At 59.3% G+C, this 17337-nt stretch carries 15 protein-coding genes; 12 read left to right on the forward strand and 3 right to left on the reverse strand.

Annotation, left to right across the window (positions count from 1 at the left end; all coding sequences use genetic code 11):
- The first annotated feature begins 67 nt into the window (after positions 1-67).
- Positions 68-1366: an MFS transporter gene (locus tag GSQ77_RS17350; protein WP_158904028.1), complete on the forward strand. Its 1299-nt coding sequence runs from the start codon at positions 68-70 to the stop codon at positions 1364-1366.
- Positions 1367-1503: 137 nt separating this feature from the next.
- Here GSQ77_RS17350 and GSQ77_RS17355 read toward each other — a convergent pair whose 3' ends face one another.
- Positions 1504-2226, reverse strand: a complete 723-nt coding sequence (locus GSQ77_RS17355; protein ID WP_158904029.1) for a queuosine precursor transporter — start codon at positions 2224-2226, stop codon at positions 1504-1506.
- A 226-nt stretch (positions 2227-2452) separates the two neighbouring features.
- On the opposite strand from GSQ77_RS17355, the gene GSQ77_RS17360 reads away from it, so the two are divergent.
- From GSQ77_RS17360 to GSQ77_RS17405, 10 genes are all read left to right on the forward strand, one after another.
- Entirely contained in the window at positions 2453-3133 is a 681-nt protein-coding gene (locus GSQ77_RS17360) for a GntR family transcriptional regulator (protein WP_254067676.1), read from the forward strand.
- A gap of 105 nt (positions 3134-3238) precedes the next feature.
- The gene (locus GSQ77_RS17365; protein WP_254067677.1) at positions 3239-4585 is read left to right on the forward strand and encodes an MFS transporter; all 1347 of its coding nucleotides are present in this window, start codon (positions 3239-3241) and stop codon (positions 4583-4585) included.
- Between the two features lie 20 nt (positions 4586-4605).
- On the forward strand, positions 4606-5475 hold the full coding sequence (locus tag GSQ77_RS17370) for an oxaloacetate decarboxylase (protein ID WP_158904032.1): 870 nt from the start codon (positions 4606-4608) through the stop codon (positions 5473-5475).
- A 226-nt stretch (positions 5476-5701) separates the two neighbouring features.
- On the forward strand, positions 5702-6265 hold the full coding sequence (locus tag GSQ77_RS17375; RefSeq protein WP_158904033.1) for a TetR/AcrR family transcriptional regulator: 564 nt from the start codon (positions 5702-5704) through the stop codon (positions 6263-6265).
- A gap of 356 nt (positions 6266-6621) precedes the next feature.
- Positions 6622-8076, forward strand: a complete 1455-nt coding sequence (gene gabD / locus GSQ77_RS17380; RefSeq protein ID WP_158904034.1) for an NADP-dependent succinate-semialdehyde dehydrogenase — start codon at positions 6622-6624, stop codon at positions 8074-8076.
- A gap of 223 nt (positions 8077-8299) precedes the next feature.
- Positions 8300-8575 (forward strand): phosphopantetheine-binding protein, encoded by a 276-nt coding sequence (locus GSQ77_RS29580; RefSeq protein ID WP_301951171.1) that lies wholly within the window; start codon positions 8300-8302, stop codon positions 8573-8575.
- A gap of 22 nt (positions 8576-8597) precedes the next feature.
- Positions 8598-10046 (forward strand): NAD(P)/FAD-dependent oxidoreductase, encoded by a 1449-nt coding sequence (locus GSQ77_RS17390; RefSeq protein WP_158904035.1) that lies wholly within the window; start codon positions 8598-8600, stop codon positions 10044-10046.
- A gap of 14 nt (positions 10047-10060) precedes the next feature.
- Complete coding sequence (locus GSQ77_RS17395) at positions 10061-11179, forward strand: hypothetical protein (RefSeq protein ID WP_158904036.1); 1119 nt, start codon at positions 10061-10063, stop codon at positions 11177-11179.
- Positions 11176-12135 (forward strand): 1-acyl-sn-glycerol-3-phosphate acyltransferase, encoded by a 960-nt coding sequence (locus GSQ77_RS17400; protein ID WP_216854918.1) that lies wholly within the window; start codon positions 11176-11178, stop codon positions 12133-12135. The genes GSQ77_RS17395 and GSQ77_RS17400 overlap by 4 nt, the downstream gene beginning before the upstream one ends.
- Before the next feature lie 8 nt (positions 12136-12143).
- Positions 12144-12989 (forward strand): glycosyltransferase family 2 protein, encoded by an 846-nt coding sequence (locus GSQ77_RS17405; RefSeq protein ID WP_254067679.1) that lies wholly within the window; start codon positions 12144-12146, stop codon positions 12987-12989.
- Positions 12990-13018: 29 nt separating this feature from the next.
- Here GSQ77_RS17405 and GSQ77_RS17410 read toward each other — a convergent pair whose 3' ends face one another.
- On the reverse strand, positions 13019-13240 hold the full coding sequence (locus GSQ77_RS17410; protein ID WP_158904037.1) for a hypothetical protein: 222 nt from the start codon (positions 13238-13240) through the stop codon (positions 13019-13021).
- A gap of 448 nt (positions 13241-13688) precedes the next feature.
- On the opposite strand from GSQ77_RS17410, the gene GSQ77_RS17415 reads away from it, so the two are divergent.
- On the forward strand, positions 13689-16010 hold the full coding sequence (locus tag GSQ77_RS17415; protein ID WP_158904038.1) for an ABC transporter substrate-binding protein: 2322 nt from the start codon (positions 13689-13691) through the stop codon (positions 16008-16010).
- An 18-nt stretch (positions 16011-16028) separates the two neighbouring features.
- Here GSQ77_RS17415 and GSQ77_RS17420 read toward each other — a convergent pair whose 3' ends face one another.
- Entirely contained in the window at positions 16029-17336 is a 1308-nt protein-coding gene (locus tag GSQ77_RS17420; RefSeq protein WP_158904039.1) for a cation:proton antiporter, read from the reverse strand.
- Position 17337: the final 1 nt, after the last annotated feature.

The raw sequence follows: 17337 nt of genomic DNA on the forward strand, positions 1-17337 counted from the left end.
CGCAATATTGCTAAACCACGACGTACTGCAGTGCGCAGATTAGATACAAATTTTGGAGGCAACAAGCATGTCGATTGCAAGTCCGACACAATCGAAGCTCGGGATGGTGTTCCGCGTGACCAGCGGAAATTTCCTCGAAATGTTCGACTTTTTCCTGTTCGGCTTTTACGCGACGTATATCGCTAAAACTTTTTTTCCCGCAGAAAACGAATTTGCTTCCTTGATGCTGACGTTCGGCACCTTCGGCGCGGGTTTCATCATGCGGCCGGTCGGGGCCATCGTACTCGGCGCTTATATCGATAAGGTAGGCCGTCGCCTCGGGTTGATCACCACCCTGGTGATCATGGGGATGGGCACCGTGCTCATCGCGTTCGTGCCGGGCTACGCGACGATAGGCTTGTTCGCACCGCTACTGGTATTGATCGGTCGCTTGCTTCAGGGTTTTTCGGCGGGTGTGGAGCTGGGCGGTGTGTCGGTGTATCTCTCCGAAATGGCGCCGCCAGGGCAAAAGGGCTATTACGTGAGTTGGCAGTCGGCCAGCCAGCAGGTCGCGATCATCGTAGCGGCGATCATCGGCTATGTGCTGAGCCTGACCTTGGCGCACGACGTGATCGCCGCCTGGGGCTGGCGTATCCCGTTCTTCATCGGTTGCATGATCATTCCGTTTATCTTCATGATCCGCCGTTCGCTGCAGGAAACGGATGTGTTCCTCGCCCGCAAGCACCGTCCGAGCGCGGGCGAAATTTTCGGCTCCATCGTGCGCAACTGGGGCATCGTGCTGGCCGGCATGATGCTGGTTGTCATGACCACCGTTTCGTTCTATTTGATTACCGTTTATACGCCCACGTTCGGGCGTAGCGTATTGAAGCTGTCGGTCACCGACAGCTTGGTCGTGACCTTCTTCGTCGGCGTGTCGAACCTGTTCTGGCTGCCGGTCATGGGCGCGCTGTCGGATCGGGTAGGGCGCAAGCCGTTGCTGCTCGGCTTCACGATCCTGACCATCCTGACCGCGTATCCGGTGATGGCATGGCTGGTCAACGTACCCACGTTCGAGAAGATGCTGGTCGCGGAGTTGTGGCTGTCCTTCCTGTACGGTAGCTACAACGGCGCGATGGTGGTGGCGCTCACCGAGGTGATGCCAATCGACGTGCGCACCTCCGGCTTCTCGCTGGCGTATAGCCTGGCGACTGCACTTTTCGGCGGTTTCACGCCGGCGGTTTCGACCTACCTGATCAAGGTAACCGGTAACAACGGTGCGCCGGGCTTGTGGATGAGTTTTGCGGCTGTATGCGGCTTGATCGGTACGTTGGTTCTGTACCGCTCGAGTGCGGTAGCCAAACGCGAGCAGATGTCACTGTCGGCTTGAGCCGGTTGAGCTGAGCCGGTCGCTATACATGACGGATGAACCCCACGTTTCTCGAAGCGTGGGGTTTTGTTTTTTCTGACCCGCGAAGGTAGGGGGCGTCCTTCGAGGGGCGTTCGGGGGGGGGCTTCAAATGCGCGTCAAATCCTGACCCGGAACGGCGTGAAGTTTGTGCCGCGATCGTAGTGGTCGCGCTGTTCGGCGCGTTTGAGCCAATTGACGATCAAGTAAGTCAGTGGCGTGGCGAACACTTCCCAACTTGTTTTGAACACGTATTGCGCGAGCGCAACGTGTATCACCTGAGTGGTCGGCCAGATCGCGTAGAACGCGATCATGTAGAAGAGTGTCGAATCGACCGCCTCACCCACTGCCGTGGAGCCTATCGTGCGCAACCACAAGTGCCGTCCACGGCTCCAGATTTTCACTTTCGCCAACACGTAGCTGTTCACCAGGCTGCCGCTCCAGAAGGCCGTGATCGAGCCGACCACGATGCGCGGCGTATTGCCGAACACGCCTTCGAGATTTTCCTGATAGTGCGCCATGAAGTCGCCGCTCGCCGTGGGGAGCGCCAGCACCACTATCGACATCAACGCCGCGAAGATCAACGCCGCAAACCCGGCCCACACTGCGCGCCTGTCGTAAGCGTAGCCATAGACTTCAGTCAGGATATCGCCGAACAAATAGGCGAAGGGAAAGAACAGGACACCGGCGCCGTAGACCAAGGGGCCCATGCCCGGCACGTTGATGACGGCCGCCTTGCCGGCGCCGATCAGGTTGGCGCATAACAGCACCGTTACAAAAGCTCCAACGATCAGGTCGTAATAGCGATAAGACGGGCGTTGCGGGGGATGGTCGATGTCCATCGGTAAGCCTCGGTAGATAAGTTGAATGGACCGAGGCTACCATGCCGCAAAAATGGCTGCGACCACGGGGTCAAAAGCCTAGCCGCGAGCTTATCGCGGCGTGATCCAGGGGGTAACCCCAATTAAATGCCACCGACATATTGCATACAATGAATGCGAAATATCCCGCTTAAGGCGCGATATCACGCTGTTTTCGAAATCGTTGCATACAATGTGTGGCTCATCCTTGAATCTAGACACGCTGCCAAAATCCGACGATCACGTCTATGCCGCGATCAAACAGGCGATTGCGACTATGCAATATGCGCCCGGCGAATTTATCCGCGAGGAGCAATTGGCGCGGGCCCTGGGCGTGAGCCGTACGCCGGTGCGCGAAGCGTTTCGCCGCCTGGGCGCCGAAGGCTGGCTGGAAATCAAACGCAATCAAGGCGTACGGGTAACGACGTGGTCGATCCAGGACGTGGAAGAAATTTTCGAAGCGCGTGCGCTGATCGAGCCGTATTTGGTAGGCCGTGCCGTTGCACGTATCAGCGCCGACAATCTCACGCAACTCAAGGCCTTGGCGTTGGAGATGCAACGCGTGGTGCGTCTTGAGCAAGACCACGCCACGCTCGACTTATGGTTCGAAGCGAACCGTGAATTTCACCAAATCCTCACGTCGGCCTGCGGCAATGCGCGCTTGAATCAGTTGCTGAATCTGATGAAGGAGGTGCCCTTGATCAAGTGGACCTTCAATAACTACAAAGATAGCGACAGAGAACTCAGCGTGCTGCAGCACTTGGAGATGGTCGACGCGATCGAGCAACGCGACGCGGCGTGGGCCGAAGCGATCATGAGGTCGCATATTCTGCGCGCCCATCGCAGCGTAATCAGTAAATTAAAGCTGGCAACCGAGTTGGCAAACTAAGTTTTCAACTTGATTGCCGACGAAGGCGGCAACGAAGGCGGCAAATAAGACAGTAAATAAGGCGGCTACCTAAAGCCGCAAATGATAAAAAAAGGAGACAACACAGTGCTGAAAACCGTGAATGCGGGCGCGCGTCTGGACCGATTGCCCACTTCGGCGTTTCATCGTCGCATCCTCTGGTTGATCGGAGGCGGGATGTTCCTCGATTCCTTCGACATCTATCTTGCCGGCGGGGTGCTGGGCGCCTTGACGCGCAGTGGCTGGTCGAATATTCAGCTCAACGCGAACTTCCTCACGGCCACCTTCGTCGGCATGCTGATCGGCGCACTGACGGCGGGCGTGCTCGGCGACGCCAAAGGCCGCAAGTTTACCTATCAATTCAACTTGGCCATTTTTGGCGTGGCGTCGCTGGCGGGGGCCGTTGCACCCAGCATGAACTGGCTGATCGTATGCCGGTTTTTCATGGGGCTCGGGCTGGGCGCCGAGATCGTGGTCGGCTACGGCTCGCTGGGCGAGTTCATTCCACCGGCAGTGCGCGGCAAGTGGTCTGCCTATTTGTCGCTGATCACCAATTCCGCCTTGTTTTTCTCAACCTTGCTCGGCTACCTGATTATCCCGACGATAGGCTGGCGGCCGATGTTTGCCGTGGTCGGTGCGGGCGCGCTGATCGTCTGGGTCGTGCGCAAGAAGATGCCGGAATCGCCGCGCTGGCTGGAATCGAAGGGACGCTTGCAAGAGGCCGAACAAATTTTGGCCGCGATCGAGGCCGAGACGGTCGCGGGTGGGCAGGCGTTGCCGCCGGTTGTGGTGCCGCCGCCTGTCGTGCCGAAGACCACCACGCTATTGAACTTGTTCGCGCCGCCTTTGCTGCGCCGCACGTTCCTGGGCGTGTGCGTGCAAGTGTGCATCAACATTGTGATCTACGGTTTTATCGTCTGGGTGCCGACCTTTCTCGTGCGGCAGGGGTTTGGGCTGGCGTCCTCGCTAGGCTATACCACGCTGATGTCGCTGGGCGGGCCGGCCGGCGCGCTGCTGGGCGTGTTGCTGGCAGACAGGATCGGCCGCAAGAACGGGCTGATCGTCGTGTCCTTCATCGCCGCGGTGGTGGGCTTTCTTTACAGCCATTCGCATTCGGTGGAAATGGCGACGGCGCTCGGTTTCGTGCTATTCACCCTGACGTATCTGCTGGTGGCGCTGGGGATCGCCACTTACGTTCCCGAGTTGTTCCCGACCGAAAACCGGTTGCGCGGCAACGGCGTTGCCGGTGCGGCTGGCCGGATCGCCGGCATCTTCGCGCCGCAGGTGGTGGTCGCCATGTATGCATTAGGCGGCATCCAGGACGTGCTCTCGGTCATCGTCGGCGCCATGGTGGTGCTGGTCGTCGCGCTGGTGGCGTTTGGCCTAGAAACCAATCAGCGTTCCCTTGAAGAAATTGGCCAAACCCAAGATTGATACCGACTACGGAAGACATCATGACTCAAACCCAACGTTCGATCCTCAAGCAAAAGCTCGCCGGTAAAGAAATCGTCGTGGCGCCCGGCATCTTCGACATGATCTCGGTACGCCTGGCCGACCGAATGGGCTTCGACAGCCTCTATATGACCGGCTATGGCACGGTGGCGTCCTACCTGGGCGAGGCCGACGCAGGGCTGGCGACCTACACGGATATGGTGAATCGCGTGAGCGCTTTTTGCGGCGCGAGCAAGACGCCGATTATTTGCGATGGCGACACCGGCTATGGCGGCCTGCTCAACGTGGCGCACACCGTGCGCGGTTACGAGAAGGCTGGGGCCGCAGGCATCCAGCTCGAAGACCAGGAGTTTCCGAAGAAATGTGGCCATACGCCGGGGCGACGTGTGATCGCGGCCGAGGAAATGGTCAAGAAGATCAAGGTTGCCAAGGAAGCGCGCATCGACCCGGATCTGCTGATTGTCGCGCGCACCGACGCACGCACATCGCTGGGTCTGGACGAGGCCCTGCGGCGCGGCGAGATGTACGTGAAGGCCGGCGCCGACGTGATCTTCATCGAATCGCCGGAATCGGAAAAGGAGTTGGAAATCATCGGCAAGACCTTCGAAGTGCCGTTGCTGGTGAATGTGGTGGAAGGCGGCCGCACGCCGCAATTGACGCCGGCCGAGCTTCAGGCGTTGGGCTTTTCTCTGGCGATCTATCCGGCTTCGGGTTTTCTGGCGGTCGCGCAGGCGCTTGAGAAAGTCTACGGTGAGATCAAGGCACGCAAGGGCACGACCGGGCACATGGGCGAACTCTATTCGTTCGCGGGCATGTGCACGTTGATGGGCTTCGAGGCGGTCTGGGACTTCGATAAGAAGCATGCCGACTGAAGCCGAAGCGGCCCGCACGAGCGATAGCCCGTTCGACGAAGCTAGGCGTCGATCGCACGAGCCGGCTTGATAGACTGCACGGCCGCTGCTTTGCAGCGCCGTGCGTCATCCCCATGCCTAAGTCCCATGGCTCAGTCCCGTGCATCGGGACCGCAGAGTGAGTGCGCGGGCGTAATGCCATAAGAAATGCTTGGATATCTATCTATCGGTAGATACTATTGCATGTATGGAAACGCAAACCGTCCGTGAGCAAGTGCTCGACCACGCCCAAACCTTGATCAAGCAGCGAGGCTATAACGGTTTTAGCTACCGGGATCTGGCGAAGCTGGTTGGCGTCAAAACCTCGAGCATCCATTATTACTTCCCGGGCAAGGAAGATCTGGTACTGGAGGCCGTGAATACCTATAGCAGCGCGGTACTGGCCGAGATGTACGCGATCGACAGCAGCCTTTCCGCCGACAAACAGCTCGAGCGTTATGCCAGATCGTTTGGCAAGCTGTTGGTCGAAGGCAATACCATTTGCCTGTGCGGTATGCTGGCAGCCGAAATCGGCGCGTTGCCGGAGCACATTGCGCTGGCGGTGCGTGGTTTTTTCAACGCCAATGAGGTGTGGCTTGCCAAGGTTTTGGCGCAAGGAGCGCAGGAAGGTAGCCTGCGGTTCAACGGCTCGCCGGAGCGCGCGGCGCGCGCGCTTTATGCTGCTTTCCAGGGCAGCTTGCTGGCAAGCCGGCTGTTCCAGGGCAAGGATCGTCTGAACGAAGTTGCACTGTCGCTGAAAATCCAGCCTTAGGCTGCTATGGGCCGGCAGTCTTGGCCAGCGCCCATGGATCAGGCTTATGAATCAGGCTTAGGGATCGGGCTAGGGATCCGCGGTTATGGGGCCAGCCGCATAAGTCCTGATTTCGCGTCAAAATCTATCTTCTGGTAGATAGATTTTGGCAGAATGGCTGGCTGTTCGGGAATGATAGATCGTGAAATGCGGTTTTAAATGGGGCCGATTGTCATTAATTGCCGATTGTGCCGCGTGCGTATCTATCTTCTAGTAGATTTATTTACGCATCGTGAACCCCCGCTGAAGTTTGGTGTCCGACTAAACAATGACTGCGGCGCACAGCCGTGCACCGCCCTTCCTCAGCGAGCCCACTCATGATGAAACTGAAAGATGCTTCCTTGCTGCGACAGCAGGCCTACCTCGACGGCGCCTGGTGCGACGCCGATGCAGGCGCGACCGTGCCCGTTACCAACCCCGCCACCGGCGAGCAGATCGGTACCGTACCCAAGATGGGCACGGGCGAAACCCGTCGCGCGATCGCCGCGGCCGCTCGGGCGTGGCCGGCCTGGCGCGGCAAGACCGGCAAGGAGCGCAGTATCATCCTGCGCAAATGGTATGACCTGATGATGGCCAACGTTGACGACCTCGGCATGATCATGACGATGGAGCAGGGCAAGCCGCTGGCGGAATCGAAAGGGGAAATTGCCTACGCCGGCTCGTTTATCGAATGGTTTGCCGAGGAGGCCAAGCGCGTGAATGGCGACACCCTGGCCTCGCCGGCCAAGCAAAACCGCATTGTCGTGATCAAAGAGCCGATCGGTGTGTGCGCCGCGATCACGCCGTGGAATTTTCCTGCCGCGATGATCACACGCAAGGTTGGCCCCGCGTTGGCGGCCGGGTGCCCCATCGTGCTCAAACCGGCCAGCGCCACGCCCTTTTCAGCGTTGGCATTGGCAGCCCTTGCCGAACGCGCGGGCGTGCCCAAAGGGGTGTTCAGCGTGATCACTGGGGCATCGAAAGAAATCGGCGCCGAGATGACGTCCAACCCGACGGTACGCAAGCTCTCGTTTACGGGTTCGACCGAGGTCGGGCGTCAGTTGATGGAGCAGGGCGCCGCCACGATCAAGAAGATCTCGCTCGAATTAGGCGGTAATGCGCCGTTTCTTGTCTTCGACGACGCCGACTTGGATGCCGCCGTACAGGGGGCGATCGATTCGAAATATCGCAACGCCGGGCAGACCTGTGTGTGTGCCAATCGCTTGTATGTACAGGATAGCGTCTACGACGCGTTCGCCGAGAAGCTGGTCGCGGCCGTCAAGACATTGAAAGTGGGCAATGGCCTGGACGCAGGCGTGTCGCAAGGGCCATTGATCGACGATGCCGCAGTCAAAAAGGTCGAGGAGCATATCGCCGATGCATTGGGCAAAGGGGCGCGGCTGTTGATGGGGGGGCACCGTCACGCGCTGGGCCAGAGTTTTTTCGAGCCGACGGTGCTCGCCGACGTCACCAGCGACATGCAGGTGGCCAAGGAAGAAACCTTCGGGCCGATGGCGCCGTTGTTCCGCTTCAAGACCGAGGAGGAAGCGCTGGCGATGGCCAACGACACCGAGTTCGGACTGGCCAGTTATTTCTATGCACGCGATATCGGACGGGTGTGGCGAGTGGCCGAAGGGCTGGAGAGCGGTATGGTCGGTATCAATACCGGTCTGATCTCCAATGAAGTTGCACCGTTTGGCGGCGTCAAGCAATCAGGGCTCGGCCGCGAAGGGTCGAAGTATGGAATCGACGATTACCTGGTCATCAAATACCTGTGCATGGGTGGCATTTGAATGCCTACCCAAGCAAGGGCGAGGGTTTGCCTCGATTTTTGCGCAACCAATTTCGTTATAATCGGTCCGACTCCAAGTATCCGATATCAACCGTCAGGGCGACGGCCGTTGTCCGGCTCGGCTGGCGGCGCTTCGATTGTCGAGGCGCGCCGCAACCGAACCGAGACTTCAGCGAGGGCCCCGGTTTTTTTGGCCTGCGGCATCTCGTGTCGCTAACCGATGTATTGCCACTTCTACTATGACGGAATTTGAAACTGAGCTTGCTAATCTGATTGCCGACGAGTTGAATCTGCAGGATCTCGATCGATCTGCAATCACCGCCGAGACGCCGCTCTATGGCGACGGCTTCGGTCTGGACTCGATCGATATTCTCGAAATCTCGCTGATCATTTCAAAGAAATATGGTCTAGAGTTGCGCTCAGATAATCCGGATAACAAAATTATTTTTGCCTCGCTCGGTAATCTTGCCGCCTACGTATTATTGCAACGAAGCAAGTAACGCTGCATCAAGTGGGAGCGATATGAGTCATGCTGCAGAGCAAGCCGCGCAGTCACATGCAGCGCAGTCACATGCCACGTCGAGTGGCGCACCAAATGCTTCGATAGACGGGGCATTCGCCGGAGCCGACGGGGCCGATCAGATCAGTGCGGCGGCCACGCTGCTCCACTGCGACGTACTGATCGTCGGTGGCGGTCCCGCGGGCTCGACGGTGGCCACGCTGCTGGCCCGTAAAGGCCATCAGGTGACGGTGGTCGAGAAAGCCACTCATCCGCGATTCCATATCGGCGAATCGTTGTTGCCCGCTAATTTGCCCTTGTTCGAAGCGTTGGGGGTCGCCGACGAAGTACGCGCCATCGGCATGAAAAAACCGGGTGCGGAATTCGTCTCGCCGTGGCACGAACATAAGCAGACCTTCAACTTCTGCGACGCCTGGGATAAATCGATGCCCAGCGCCTATCAAGTGCGGCGCGCGCAATTCGACGAAATATTGTTTCGCAACGCCGCCAAGGCGGGCGCGACAACGCTGGAAGCGTGTCGCATCCATACCATCGATTTTCTCGGTGGGGATGCCGGTGCCCGCGTCACGGGCAAACGGGACGATGGCACCGAGGTGATCTGGCAAACGCGCTTCCTCGTGGATGCGTCAGGACGCGACACGCTGTTGGGCAACCGCTTCAAAGCCAAGGTCAAGAACCCGCGCCATGCGAGCTCGGCCATCTACGGTCATTTCCGCCATGCCCAGCGCAATGAAGGCGAGGCCGCGGGCAATATCACGGTGTTCTGGTTCGAGCATGGCTGGTTCTGGTTCATACCGCTGGCTGACGGTACCACTAGCGTGGGCGCGGTAGTCTGGCCGTATTACCTGAAATCGCGCACCAAGCCGCTGAACGAATTCCTGCGCGACACGATCGCGATGTGCCCGGCACTATTGCTGCGACTGGCGCAAGCCGAGCAGGTCGCAGACGCCGAAGCGACAGGCAACTTCGCCTACGTGTGCGACCATCTGCGTGGGCCGAATTACTTGATGGTCGGCGACGCCTATACGTTTGTCGACCCGGTCTTTTCGTCGGGTGTCATGCTGGCAATGAACGGCGCCTTCGCCGCCGCCGAAGCGGTCGATGCCTGGTTGGTCGACCCGGCTCGCTCGAAGTCTGCATTTCGCCGGTTCGACAAGGTCATGCTGCATGGGCCACGTCATTTTTCGTGGTTCATTTATCGCGTGACCAACCCGACCATGCGTGACCTGTTCATGGGGCCGCGTAATTTCCTGCGCATGAAAGAGGCTTTGCTGTCGGTGTTGGCCGGCGACATTTTTGGGCGCACGCCGATCTGGGCCTCGGTACTGGCCTTCAAAGGCATGTACTACCTGCTATCTGCGTTAAACCTGGGGCGTACGCTGGAAGCGGCACGTCGTCGCCGTGTGAATATCCGCAGCGTCGACGCCGCGATACCGCAGCGAGGCGAATGATGCCAGGCGACGCAATGCTCAGCGTCGCGTGGCACAGCTCGGACTCGGTCCAGGCGCACATGGCACGCAACAACGACACCGTGCTCGGCATGGCCATCAACGGCGATCCGGGCGCGCTGCATGCGCTGACTTGCGCTCACGCCGATCTACCTGTGGCTACGGTGCATGCACCGTTGTTGGGTAGCCCGGACGGCATCGGCGCACAGTTGTTCGAGACTTGGCATGGGGTCGCGCCGTTGCGCTCGGGCGTCCATCGAGGGGTGAGCTATCGGCACAACAACGATCTGCTATTTGGCAGCGTGAGCATTGCCGAACACGATTTGGCGGCCGGCGCGCTGGCGCATTTAGATGCAACAACCGGCGCAGCGTCCGGCGCCGCCAACGTCGCGAGCACTCGGCTTGCAGCGGCGTCTTTTGCGGCGTACTCAGCGCTGTTCGATACTCTGGCGACCTTGGGTTTCGACTACCTGCTGCGGGTCTGGAACTACGTACCCGATATCGTCGATCACGTGGACGGCAGCGAGCGGTACTGGCAATTCAACAGCGGCCGCCAAGCGGCGTTCAGCGCGGCCGGTCGCACAGTCACGGGCGACGTGCCCGCTGCCTGCGCACTCGGTTTGATCGGCGGCTCGGTCACGGTATTTTTTATCGCGACTCGCATTGTGCCTATCGCGATCGAAAATCCGCGTCAGGTCAGTGCGTTCAACTACCCGCGGCAATACGGTCCGAAGAGCCCGACGTTCGCGCGCGCGGTGTGTATCGAATTTGCGAAGACGCCGTATTTGTTCATTTCCGGCACAGCCAGCATTGTGGGTCACCAGACCATGCATGTGGGAAACGTGGTCTTGCAGACCCGCGAAACACTGAACAATCTGCGCGCAGTGATCGATGCTGCCAATCAGCGCTATAGCCTGGACGACGGGAGCCCGCGTTTTGCGTTGGCCGGGTTGAATTTCCGCGTCTATATCCGTCGCTCGCTGGATTTTGACGCAGTGCGCGCCGAACTGGTCGCGGCGTTCGATACAGAGGTTCCACTGCCGCCAATCGTCTATCTGCGTTCCGACGTCTGTCGCCCGGATCTGCTGGTGGAGATCGAAGCAGCAGGTGGCTATCCGATGGAGGTGAGCGGATGAAACAAAGCAGACTCGGCCAAATACGCGATAGCGCGCGGATGTGGATGGGCTTGATCCTGCTCGGTGTGTTGTGCATGATCTGGGCGCCCGTTGCGTGGGTATTGCAGCGCGTTCTGCCTGCCGCACGAGGGCAACGGGTCGGGCGCAGCGCGACAACCGGGTTTTTCCGATTTTATCTGCGCGCGCTGGTGTGGATGCGGGCCGCACGTTTGGACCTGAGCGAACTCGATGCGCTGCGCGATGCCGGGCCGCAGATCGTTGCCCCGAATCATCCCAGCCTGCTCGACGCGGTGCTGATCATTTCGCGATTGCCGCAAATCGGCTGCGTGATGAAAGATGAATTGCTGAATAATATTTTTTTGAGCGCGGGTGCCCGACTGGCGCGCTATATCAGCAATGCATCGCTGCGCGACATGATCCGTCGCTCGGTCAGCGATCTGCACAACGGCCAATCGTTGTTGCTGTTTCCCGAAGGCACTCGCTCCCGTTGCGTGCCGATCGGACCGTGTCAACGCGCGGTGTGTGTGATCGCGCGGGCGGCCAAAGTACCCGTGCAAACGGTCATCATCGAAACCGATTCGCCGTATCTGACCAAAGGCTGGACTTTGTTTCATCGGCCACCGTTCCCCATCGTCTATCGCGTGCGGCTGGGCCGTGTGTTCGAAGTCGGTGACGACGACCACGCGTTCCTCGACGAGCTGCACCAGTACTTCGTCGATGAATTGGGTACGGGCGCGCGCGCCGTCGCGAACGCTGGCGCACGCGATCACACGGGCGAGCGCGCCAGTGACCGCACGAGCGAGCGCACGGCAGCGGAGGATCTCCGCTCGTCCCGCGGTACGCGCCCACCGGCGCCAGCCATTGCGGCGGCGCAGCCGCCCGCCCGCCCGGCTGCGCACGCGATCGCGAGCACGCGCCGGCAAGCCGCCGAAGACGGCCCCGGGCACTTGCTATGATGACGGCCATGACCCCCGCACCGATGGCCGCCGAGTTCGCTATGGACCTCGCGCCCACCGAGTTGGCGAGCGGCGACGTGCACTGCGGATCATATTCGGTGGCGCACTCAAGCACGCACGTCGTCTTGATCCCTAGCTATAACCCTGGCGCCAAACTGCTGGGCACTGTGACCGAAGCGCGGCGCCACTGGAATCCGGTCTGGGTGATCGTCGACGGTAGCACCGACGGTTCGGCGCAACAGTTGCGCGAATTGGCACACGGCGATGACGGGCTCGAAATTATCGAACTGGCGCACAACGTGGGCAAGGGCGCGGCGCTCCTGCATGGCTTTCAAGAGGCGGCGCGACGCGGTTACAGCCATGCGCTGACGATGGATTCCGATGGCCAGCACCCGGCCGAGTTGATCCCGCTTTTCGTCGCGCGCTCGCAGGCCCAACCGGACGCCATGGTGCTAGGCGTGCCGGTGTTCGATGCCAGTGCGCCGCTGCTCAGGGTCCGCGGCCGGCGTATTTCCAACTGGTTTGCGAATCTGGAAACCTTGTGGTCGGGCATAGGCGATTCGCTGTTCGGCTTTCGCGTTTATCCGATTGCGCCGCTGCTGCATGTGATGGGAGCACAACGCTGGATGCGGCGTTTCGATTTCGATCCCGAGGCGGTTGTGCGTCTGTGCTGGAAAGGCGTGCGGCCGATCAATCAGGCCGCACCGGTCAAATATTTTTCGCCCGGTGACGGCGGGGTGTCGCACTTCAACTACTGGCGCGACAACGCCTTGCTGGCGTGGATGCATAGCCGTCTGCTGGCCGGCTTTCTGATCCGGCTGCCGATGCTGTGGCTGCGTCGGGTGCGCCGCTAAAAAGCGGTTATGGTGGGCAGGGCGGGCACCTAAAGCTCTATTTCTCCGAGGATGCGCTGGGCGAGCTCTTTCGCTTCATCGAGCGCTTCCTCTTCAGTCCCGGCGGTGGCTTCCACCGTGTAGATCAGGTTTTCCAGCGCGTCGCCGTGGTCGCACACCAGTGCGACCATCCCCTGGAATTGCCCTCCGTCTGCTGGGCATACCGTTGCGGTCGCCGTATAAATCCCCTTGGTATAGGTGGTGTCATCCATGGCGCATCTCCAGCGTGACGCAGGTAGTCATCTCGATTCTAATATTAGTTACCATTCCTATTTGTTTGCTATACTGATTTTTATAATAGTCAACTATAAATAATATTCAACCACGACGACCCGCGCGCATCCCTCATTGTTTTTGAGACAAAAGATGGCCGTTGCGAAAGTCAGTCGGTAGGAGGGGGAGGCGCATGACCTCATCGGTTCTCGAGGTCTCGCTTTCGTCCGGCGAATGCTATGACGCATAGACCGGTTGCGATTTTAAGAGACGCGAGGCCGTCCCAGAAAAGATAAAAGCCTCGTAATTGATCCGGTTCGGATAGATTTTGCTCGCAAAACGCACTCGCGCTACCAGGACTTGACGGACAAGCTCGTATCTCAGAAATATATGCCTGAGGACCAGGCATACCCGGCGTATTTTCATAAACAAAGGGATGAAAAAATGATGAGTAATGCGACGTATCCATTCTTTCTTTTAGAAATCCGCAGGCTGTTGATGCGGATGGCGATTTTGTGGCTGGCTCTCATGCCGGTCGTCACGTTCGGTCAGGTGCCTGACAGTGTCGAAATTGCTGCGGCATTGTCGTTGACCGGCGATTCGTATACCTTCGGTCGCGGCAGCCTCGAGAGCATCCAGTTCGCGGTGGAGGAGGCCAATGCAGCGGGCATAGCGCCGCGCATCGTGCTGACCGAGTATGACGACAAAAGTACTGAGGCCGGTGCTCGCGAGGTGGCGCTCCGGGTCGTAGCGAGCCGGGCGCTGCTTGTTCTCGGACCGGCGATCAGTACGGCGTCACTGGCGGCAGGCCCGATTTATGCGAGCGGGCAGCTTGCTTCGCTGACCACGACGGCAACCTCCGATCTCGTGACCGACAACCCAACAACCTTTCGCGTCCTGTTCAAAAACAGTGAACAGGGAGAGATGCTGGCTACGTACTTATATCGTGTGCTACACCGGCGTGAGGCGACGGTGATTGTCGTCGATGACGGTTACGGCCGTACGCTGGAGACGGGCTTTCGCCGCGCGGCCGACCGAGTCGGCATCAAGGCCCGCTACTTCACGTTCAAGACAGAACAGGAAGCCGATCAGGTGGCTCAGCAGATTGCCGCAAGCAGGGATAACGCGCCTATCGTTTTCGCCACGCTCGACGGTGATGGTGCGCGCCTGCTCACCTCGCTGCGCCGAGCGGGTATAACGGGTCCTTTTCTCGGTGGCGATGCGTTTGGCGACGATAGCTTCAGCCAACGGGTGGAAGCTTTACCGGAGGAACGTCAGCACCGGGGATTTTTCACCGATGAGTTGTATGGCATCTCGCCGATGATTCTCGATTCGGCCAACGCCGGGATACTGAGCTTTGCCCAGCGGTTCAAGGCCCGCTTTGGTCACGATCCGGTCTGGTTTTCGGTGGCTAGCTATGACGCGACCAAGATCGCCATCGCCGCGCTACGTGTTGCGGTTGCGGCAAATCCGTCGGATCTGAAAGCGCAGCGTGCTGCTGTGCTTCAATATCTCAACGGGCTTAACGATCCCGCAAGTGCGAGCGCAGGATTGCTGGGCCCATTGGCGTTTGATGGCGCGCGTGGCCGTCAGCAGGCAATTCGGATCGGCCATTTCTATCGGGGGCGTTTCGAGTCGGCGCCGTTGCAGATCGTACCGGTCATTGATCCGGACTCGCATGACATCGCCAGCGGCGCGGTTTTCGAGGTCGGGTCGGGTCGTTATGCACGACTTCAGAGGGTGGTGTACACAGGGATGTTCATCAACGAGATTACGCGTGTGGACTTGTCGCGCTCGATATTTGGCGCAGATCTTTATCTCTGGTTGCGTTTTGCCCCGGACGCCGGCCCCGGAAGTCCGGATCCCACCGACATCAATTTTCCCGGTCTGGTCAGTGGTGGCTTCGACCGCACCCACCCCGTCGAGCAGGGGAATATGCCAGACGGCACCGTTTATCGATTGTGGCGGATACAAGGTGAGTTCGAAAACGACTTCGACCTCAGACGATTTCCGTTCGATAAACAGGTGCTGGTGCTGCCATTTTCGAATTCGCATGCGGCGGCAGACCGGATCGTCTATGTACTCGATCAGCGCTTGCCGGCTACCGCGTCCAGCGTCTCGTCAGGGCTGGTCAAGACGAGCACGAAAGGGGTGGGTCTGACGCACGCGGTGACTCAGACAACAACGCAGTCAAGCGAATCGGACGTCGCGCTCGCGGTGGCTTCCCGTAACGCGTTCAGAAGCCTGTCGCAATGGAAGGTGTTGGGCGCGCGTCAGCAGCGCGACAATCTCGTCACCGAATCGTCCCTCGGCGATCTGCGCCGAGTCGGTGCCCTCGGTTATCGAGAGCTTTCCGGTTTTTCGGTCGAGGTGGACTTGCAGCGTCAGGTCAGCGCGACCTTGCAGAAGAGCCTGCTGCCGCTCCTCTTGATGACCCTGATCTTGTTGGCATCGCTGTTTTTCCCGGTCGCAATGGGTACCACCAAGATTGCGGTGGCATTGAGCGGGGCCTTGTCGGCGGCAGTGCTGCTCAGCTCGATCAACAGTCAGTTGGGTGGCGTCGGCTATACCGTTGCCGTCGAGTACGTGTTCTATGTCTTCTTCGGGCTCAGTTTGCTCGGTGTTCTCTCAGCGCTCATGGTGGAACGACTCCGCGCGGTTGACCGCCCCGTGACGGCGATACGCACGGAGATCGGGACGCGTTGGCTGTTCATCAGCATTACGGTGGCCACGATTGTTGCCGCAACGTGGTTTTTCTACGTGGGTTGATAGACTCGGATCGTGTGCCTACGGTACGGTGGGCACCGAACCGAGGCCCAATTTTGGTAGGCCGACACGTAGCCCCGGCGTGGTCATCACGGTGCTGATAATCGCCATCAAGACCAGCATAGTAAAAACGTTTTGCGAAATCACGCCCAGATCGAACCCAACGTTGATCACGATCAGCTCCATCAGTGCGCGCGTATTCATCAAGATCGCGAGGAGGCCCGCTTCATGCCGGTTTAGCCCGGACCAGCGCGCTGCGCCATACGCTCCCGCCATTTTTCCGAAGGTTGCCAGTATTACCGTCAACGCACACCAACCCCATAAGGCCATGCTGTCGAGGCCACCAATGTTGGTGCGCAATCCGGTATAGGTAAAGAAAATCGGCAAGAAGAAAACCAGTACGAAGGTGCCGACCTTGTCACGCCAAGCCGCGACCAACTCGATTTCGTCATGCAACAGCACACCCATCGCAAAGCCGCCAAAGATCGCGAAGATGCCGATCTGATAGGTGGTCATCGCGCAGCAAAAGATGCCTATCAATAACGCAGCAAGTAGATTGGCGTTGAGCTTACCTGTGCGCTTCAGGTCGCCGCCGAGCATCACGATCAGGCGCTTGAAGAGCGGGCGCAGCACGAACCAGCTAAAAATCGCAAACGCGAAGACTTCGAACACCTTTAAACCGAATTGCCACAAATCGAACCGTGCCGATGCGAGCGCGGTCACGAGCGCAAGCAACAGCCAGCCAACGACGTCGTTGATGGCGGCTGCGCTGATCGCAATCACGCCGATGCGCTCGCGAGTCATGTTGAACTCCATCAGGATGCGCCCCAGGATAGGCAGTGCCGTGATGGAAAAGGCGGTGGCGACAAAGAGTGCCGCGGCAACCGGCGGCGCTTGCGGCGACAGCACCGGCGCACTCCAGTAGCCGAAGCCCAGGCCCAGTGCAAACGGCAACGCGATACAGGCGATCGCCACCCGGATGGTGGCGGTGCGGTTTTGCATCGCGCGTAAATGGGTGAAGTCGAACTCCAGACCGATCTGGAACATCAACAAGATCAGCCCCAATTGCGAGAGCGCATTCATCGCTTGGGGCGGCGTCGACAAAAACACGAAATGAAACGCGCCGGGTGCAACAAGACCGAATAGCGATGGACCGAGTACGATGCCCACGATAATTTCGCCGACCGAGGGCGACTGGCCGACGCGTTGAGCGAGCCAGCCTCCGACGCGTGCTGCGAGCACGATCACCGTCAATTGCAACAGGATCAGAAACAGCACCGCTTCGTTTTGATGCGCGGTGACCTGAGATGCGTGTGCGGCTGGGTTCATG

Origin of the sequence: Burkholderia sp. L27(2015) (genome assembly GCF_009765705.1) — a bacterium.
Taxonomy (GTDB): domain Bacteria; phylum Pseudomonadota; class Gammaproteobacteria; order Burkholderiales; family Burkholderiaceae; genus LMUX01.